The following is a 6,846-nucleotide window of genomic DNA, read 5'->3' as shown; positions in this document are numbered from 1 at the left end:
GAAATCTGCCAAGGCTTTGATAACAATCCCAAGCGAATGATTGATATCCTTTGGGCGATACAAAACACCTTAGGTTGGATCAGTGGCGACTCAATGAAGTTAGTCGCAGAAAAAACCAACAGTCACCGAGTCGTTGTTGAAGGGGTCGCGAGTTTCTATAGTTTTTTCAAAACTAGCCCTCAAGGAAAAATCATCATTCACCTGAGTGAAGATATAATCGACCAGCATAAGGGGAGCGCGGAAATTCTGCAGGCCTTTGAGTTGGCATTAGGGATCCCTGTTGGCAACACGACTCTGGATGGGAAGTTTTCACTCCACCTCACGCCCTGCATAGGCATGAGTGACCAAGCCCCTGCCGCCCTGATTAACGAGCACGTCGTCACCTCGTTAACACCAAGCAAAGTGAAACGTTTAGTTAACGCACTAAAACGTACACTCAAAGCATCTGAATCCGATAACTGGAGAGCACTATCCACCCGAATTCATGACACGTGTTTATCGGTATTCGGCGGTAAAACAGGCGATGGAAATAACAGCCACTCACTAGTACGGAGCATGGTAAATAACAATATTCAGCAATCTGGCCCGGTATTACTAAGTGAGCCTCCTTTAGCGCAAGCTTTGGCTAAATGCCTCTCAAAAAGCCCCGACGAGATTATTGATGAGTTACTCCGCTCCGATCTAAGAGGTCGCGGCGGCGCGGGTTTTCAAATCGCGCGCAAATGGCAATTTGCAGCCCAAACACCGGCTGAAAAACGTTATGTCATTTGTAATGCCGACGAAGGCGAGCCCGGCACCTTTAAAGATAGAGTATTGCTAACAGAGCGCGCTCACCTCTTAATAGAGGGTATGACTATCGCCGCCTACGCAATTGGTAGTGAGCATGGCATTCTCTATTTGCGCGCTGAATATCGTTACCTGCTGCCCTACCTAAATAGCGTATTGGAAGAACGACGTCGAGAAGCCCTGCTCGGCCAAGACATGCTTATTGACGAGTCAACCGGAACACGCTTTTCCTTCGATATCCGCATCCAACTTGGTGCAGGTGCCTATATTTGCGGCGAAGAAAGCTCTCTGATCAGCTCATGCGAAGGACAACGCGGAGAACCAAAAAACAAACCACCTTTCCCTGCGCAGAAAGGCTACTTGGGTTATCCAACAGTGGTGAACAACGTCGAAACCTTCTGCAACGTGCCTCATATTCTGGACAAAGGTGCTGAGTGGTTTCAGTCTCTTGGCACCGAGCACAGCAAAGGTAGCAAGCTGCTCAGTATTTGCGGCGACTGCGAGCGCCCTGGCATCTATGAAGTTGAGCATGGTATTAGCGTCTCCGATGCACTCGACTTAGCTGGTGCTATTGATGCAGAAGCTGTCCAGGTAGGTGGTGCCAGTGGCGAAATGATTGCGCGTATCGACTTTAACCGGCGCTTATGTTTTGAGGATTTACCTACAGCAGGGGCTATCATGATTTTCTCGGCGCAACGTAATATTCTCGATATCGTCAATTACTTTATGCACTTCTTTATTGAAGAAAGCTGTGGCTACTGCACGCCATGCAGAGTCGGTAATGTGTTTTTAAAGAAAGGGCTTGAGAAAATCATGCTCGGCCAGGGCGAGAGCAAGGACCTGGAGTCTTTGCAAAGCCTCGGCAATACCATTATTCAAACCAGTCGCTGCGGGCTTGGGCATACGTCCCCTAAACCTATTTTATCGACAATTGAAAACTTCCCTTTAGTGTACGCGGCATTACTAAAAGACCACCCGGATGGTCGTCAGGCAGGTTTTGATATTCAAAGTGCATTGAATGAATCGCGTATTATCGCTAAACGGCGATCGATTATTTTGACCCGCGATACGACCATGACGACAGGGAGCAAAAATGATGAACCAAGAAGAAAAGCGACTTAGCTTTACCATCGACGGCAAGAAAGTCGAAGCCCTTGAGGGGCAGTCGATAATGTCTGCCTGTGAGGCACAAGGTATCTACATTCCTCGGCTATGCGATTCTGAAGGCCTTGTTCCCCAAGGTAGCTGCCGAGTTTGCTCTGTCAAAATGAATGGCCGGGTCGTTGCCGCCTGCACACAACCTATCGAAAACGGTGCAATTATTGAAAATGAAAGCCAGGAAGTAACAGGCTATCGCAAAGATTTGGTCAGAATGTTATTTCATGAAGGCAATCATCTCTGTCCTATCTGCGAAGCTAGTGGACGCTGCGAACTACAAGCAACCGCCTATCGCCTTGGTTTGTCTCAGGCATCAGACTTCCCATACTTACAGCCCTCACGCCCGGTTGATGCTTCGCACCCGGATATCGCATTAGATAACAACCGCTGCATACTCTGTGGCCGTTGTATTCGAGCCTCACGAGACGTTGACGACAAGCATGTCTTTGAATACGTGGGTCGCGGTATCCATAAACGTATTGGTGTGAATGGCGACTGCCTTGCTGATACCAATGCCGATATTAACGACTATGCCATGTCGTTAGAGGTTTGTCCGGTTGGCTGTATTATTCGAAAGAACGATGGCTTTTTCGCCCCCGTTGGCGAGCGTCAATACGACAGCCATATAATTGGCTCAGATATCGAAGTACGACAATACCAGCCTGAAACCGGCAAAGAGGACAGTACAAAATGAGAAAGAAGCGTATTGCCACCACCTCTCTGGCAGGTTGCTTTGGCTGTCATATGTCGTTGCTGGATATTGATGAAAGAATAATCGAACTAATGGAACTGGCCGAGTTTGATCGCAGCCCTTTAAACGATGTCAAAAAGTTCACACGCCGTTGCGACATTGGCCTCATTGAAGGCGGCTGCTGTAATGAAGATAACGTCCATGTGCTTCGTGAATTCAGAGAGAACTGCGACATACTTTTTGCCGTTGGGCAATGCGCCATCATGGGCGGTTTGCCGGTCATGCGAAATGCCATTATGCATTCCGATGATCCGCTAAGAGAATGCCTGGACGAAGCCTATACCACGCCCAAGGTACTCAACCCAGAAAACCAGATACCAAATGACCCAGCTCTACCTTTGCTGCTCGACAAGGTTTACACCTGCGTCGATGTGGTCAAAGTTGACTACCAGATTCCAGGTTGTCCACCTTCTGGCGATGCGCTATGGAGTGCTTTAACAGCCTTGATCAAAGGCGAGCCACCTTCGCTTGATTATTCACTGATCAAGTTTGACTAATTCAAGGGCTGAAAAGATGAAAAAAACAAAAGCTCGGATCGTAGAAATAGAACCCCTAACGCGAGTCGAGGGTCACGGCAAAGTGACGATTCACCTCGATGAACAAAACCAGGTGTCTGAAGCGCGCTTACATATTGTCGAGTTCAGAGGCTTTGAGCGCTTTATCCAGGGCCGATTACTTTGGGAAGTGCCTGTCATCGTTCAGCGCTTGTGTGGCATCTGCCCGGTAAGTCATCACTTAGCAGCCGCAAAAGCTATGGATATGATTGTCGGTGTTGACCAACTCACGCCCACCGCCGAAAAAATGCGCCGCCTAATGCACTACGGCCAGATTATGCAGAGCAACGTACTCCACTTCTTCCATCTCAGTTCACCTGACCTGCTCTTTGGTTTTTCTGCTCCCGCTAAAAAGCGCAATATCTTTGAAGTCATTAAAGCCTTTCCTGACCTGGCCAAGAAAGGCGTATTAATGCGCAAGTACGGACAAGAAGTTATTCAGTACACCGCAGGTAAAAAAATTCATGGCAACACAGCCATTCCGGGCGGCATCAGTAAGAGTCTTTCAGTTCAAGAACGAGACAAACTACTACAAGATATCGATCAGATGATTGAGTGGTCACAAGAAGCGGTCGATATTACGCGCAACTATACACTTGAGCACCTAGGGCTGGTAGAAAGCTTCGCCAACTTTAAGTCTAGTCATATGTCACTGGTTCGTGATGACGGCGCTTTAGATTTATACGATGGCCAGCTTCGCGCAATTGACGCCAACGGCAACTTGATCTTTGACCAAATGGATTACCGGCACTTCGATGATTTTATCAAAGAAGAAGTAAAACCCTGGTCGTACATGAAGTTCCCCTTTATCAAGAGCCGGGGCAATGTTGACGGTTGGTATCGGGTCGGCCCACTGGCTCGCATGAATACAGTCAGCTTTATCGACACCCCCTTGGCCAATGCTCGTCATGAAGAATTCAAAGAGTTCTCCCAACATAAGCCTGCTCATATGTCTTTGGCCTATCACTGGGCACGAATGATAGAAGTCCTTCACTGTGTCGAAAAGATCAAAGAACTACTTCTTGACCCGGATATTATGGGTACGGATCTCAAACTAACCGGCGATCGTCGTGAAGAAGGGATAGCCGTAATCGAAGCGCCGAGAGGCTCTTTATTCCACCATTACAAAGTCAATGAGAATGACCAAGTCACCTACTGCAACTTGATTGTCTCGACAACCCATAACAATACCGCCATGAACAAAGCAGTGACCGATGTCGCCCGAAAATATATTTCAGGCAAGAACAAAATATCGGAAGGCATGCTCAATCATATCGAAGTGGCCGTTCGCGCTTACGACCCATGTTTATCTTGTGCAACCCATGCGCTCGGCCAAATGCCGCTCAAGGTGGAGCTGTTTGATCATGAAAATAAACTGATCGACAGTAACAGCCAGTTTGTAGATGGCCAACACTAGATGAGCAAGATCTAGATGATTAAGAAGATACTCTTTATTGGCTACGGCAACCCTGGCAGACAAGATGATGGCCTCGGCCCGGCGCTTATTAAAGCACTCGAAGATGACTCAATACTTGCTGATAAAGTAAGCCTTTCTTCAAACTACCAACTCACCGTCGAAGACGCTTACGACATTACACAGTACGACACGGTGGTATTTGTAGACGCGAGTTTAGACTCTTCCCCACCCTTTTCGTTTAATGAAGCCAGCGCTAATGATCAACAAAGCCTGGGCAGCCATCAGCTTCAACCTGAGTCGGTTCTGCAATTGTGCCATACCTTATATGAGACAAAACCCGAAGCCTTTATTCTGGCAATTCGCGGCTACGAATTTGATGTCTTTGACGAGACACTGAGCCCGCGCGCCCAAGGCAATTTAGATAAAGCCCTCGCGTTCACTACCAAGTGGATTAGCGAGCATGCATGAGCTATCACTTGCGGAAAGTATGCGTGAACTCATTGAAGAACAAGCCGAAGCCGAGCACTTCAACTTGGTTGAAGCCGTTTATTTAGAGGTCGGTCAACTAAGCCATGTCGAGGCAGAAGCTATGCAGTTTTGTTTTGACGCCGTGATGAAAGGCTCCATTGCAGACAATGCGAAGTTAATCCTATCCCGCCCTTCAGGTATTGGCCTATGCGGAAGCTGCCAGAAACAAAGTGAAATCAAGCACCTATACGATGCTTGTTCTCACTGCGGGGCTTTCGGCTTAGAGGTGATACAGGGAGACCAGGTTAGGATTAGTTCTTTGCAGGTTAGCACTAAAGAAAGTCCAACGGACTAGAAGTCTTGCCCTTAGAGAAATTAGCTGTGTGGGTATAAATCATCGTCGTGGCAACGTCGGAATGCCCCAATAGTTCTTGCAGCATTCTAATATCCATCCCGCGTTCCAAATGATGCGTGGCAAAACTGTGACGAAAGGTATGACAGGTAACACGCTTTGCAATCCCGAGCTTTCGAGCGCAGTACCTGACCGACTTCTGCAAGGTCGACTCGTGTAAATGGTGCCTGCGCACTGCTTTCGACTTGGGGTCGAGCGATAATTTGGCACTAGGAAACACATATTGCCAAATCCATAGCTGGTCATTTTTGCCATACTTCCTAACTAATTCGGCTGGCATATAAACACTACCATAACCTTCCTTTAAATCGGTTTCATGCATCGCTTTTACGTCTTTCAAGTGCGCTTTTAGTGACCCTTGAATTTTAGCAGGAAGCGGCACCACCCTTTCCTTATTCCCTTTGGCATTGCGTATGATAATTTGCTGATACGCAAAATCGATATCTTGAACTCTAAGCCGAATCGCCTCCATCAACCTTAGACCACAGCCATAGAGCAATGATACCAGTAGCAATTGAACCCCTTGTAGTTCGGCTAATATTTCGTTTACTTCATCGGCAGACAAGACAACCGGCAACTTCTGACGTTTTTTTGCCTTGACGAATTGGCTAACATCACCAAGCTCAAGGTTTAAAACCATTTTGAAGTAAAAGACTATTGCATTCAGCGCAAGCGCCTGCGTTGAACTCGACACACCCTTATCAACAGCCAAAAATGAAAGATAGTCAATCACATCTCTGGCAGAGTTACCTTGGGTGTGACTATTAGAACAGAACTTTAAGAAGCGATTAACCCAATGGACATAAGTCTTTTCGGTGCGAATACTGTACCCCTTAGCACGCACCTGATAGATTAACTTCTCGACTTCTGGTGCATTTGCACTGCCCTCCAAGTCCATATTTTTGCTTCGACCTGTTACAACAGGCGTATTATTTCGCGCATTCGAGACATGATCAGCCTCCAACTCTTTGCACGACATTTTCCAATAATCCCAATCAACCTGCTTACAAAAGGGGGAATGAATACTTAGAAACAAACAATGAATCGCATCAACCACCTGACGCTTCTGCCAAGCCTTGAGCTTGTTACTCTCAAGTAAGTTTGAGAAGTAATCCTGAACACTTTGATCGGTATGTTCCTTAAGCCGGACGTCCGTATAATACCGAATAAACTGCTCACAATGACGCACATACCACTGGAACAGAGCGGGCTTGATATTGCGCTCAGAAAGTTGAGCTATATAGTTGTTCCAAAAACGTTTTTCTCGATCATCCGTGACCTGAGACATATCTATTTCCTT

7 protein-coding genes are annotated in these 6,846 nt (G+C 47.1%); 6 read left to right on the top strand and 1 reads right to left on the bottom strand.

The window, feature by feature from the left end; all coding sequences use genetic code 11:
• The 6 genes from A3763_RS12175 to hypA all read left to right on the top strand — a co-directional run.
• The coding region (locus A3763_RS12175) for an NAD(P)H-dependent oxidoreductase subunit E (protein ID WP_082880452.1) at nt 1-1,908 on the top strand (1,908 nt) is incomplete at its 5' end.
• Nucleotides 1,880-2,638: a 2Fe-2S iron-sulfur cluster-binding protein gene (locus A3763_RS12170; protein ID WP_068632966.1), complete on the top strand. Its 759-nt coding sequence runs from the start codon at nt 1,880-1,882 to the stop codon at nt 2,636-2,638. The genes A3763_RS12175 and A3763_RS12170, both read left to right, overlap by 29 nt.
• Nucleotides 2,635-3,192, top strand: coding sequence for an NADP oxidoreductase (locus tag A3763_RS12165; protein ID WP_068511660.1), 558 nt, complete (start codon nt 2,635-2,637; stop codon nt 3,190-3,192). Before A3763_RS12170 ends, A3763_RS12165 begins: the two co-directional genes overlap by 4 nt.
• A 16-nt stretch (nt 3,193-3,208) precedes the next feature.
• Nucleotides 3,209-4,666: a Ni/Fe hydrogenase subunit alpha gene (locus A3763_RS12160; RefSeq protein WP_068511663.1), complete on the top strand. Its 1,458-nt coding sequence runs from the start codon at nt 3,209-3,211 to the stop codon at nt 4,664-4,666.
• Nucleotides 4,667-4,681: 15 nt separating this feature from the next.
• The gene (locus A3763_RS12155) at nt 4,682-5,134 is read left to right on the top strand and encodes a hydrogenase maturation protease (RefSeq protein WP_068511665.1); all 453 of its coding nucleotides are present in this window, start codon (nt 4,682-4,684) and stop codon (nt 5,132-5,134) included.
• A complete protein-coding gene (gene hypA / locus A3763_RS12150; RefSeq protein WP_068511667.1) occupies nt 5,127-5,489 on the top strand; it encodes a hydrogenase maturation nickel metallochaperone HypA in 363 nt (120 codons plus the stop codon). The genes A3763_RS12155 and hypA overlap by 8 nt, the downstream gene beginning before the upstream one ends.
• Here the strand turns inward: hypA and A3763_RS12145 are convergent.
• Nucleotides 5,467-6,846, bottom strand: a 1,380-nt coding sequence (locus A3763_RS12145) for an integron integrase (protein WP_231872184.1), incomplete at its 5' end; no start/stop codon positions are given. The genes hypA and A3763_RS12145 overlap by 23 nt on opposite strands.

It is taken from the genome of Oleiphilus sp. HI0128 (genome assembly GCF_001635365.1).
The sequence above is the reverse complement of the archived record's forward strand: the minus strand, read 5'-3'. Positions and strand labels throughout refer to the sequence as shown.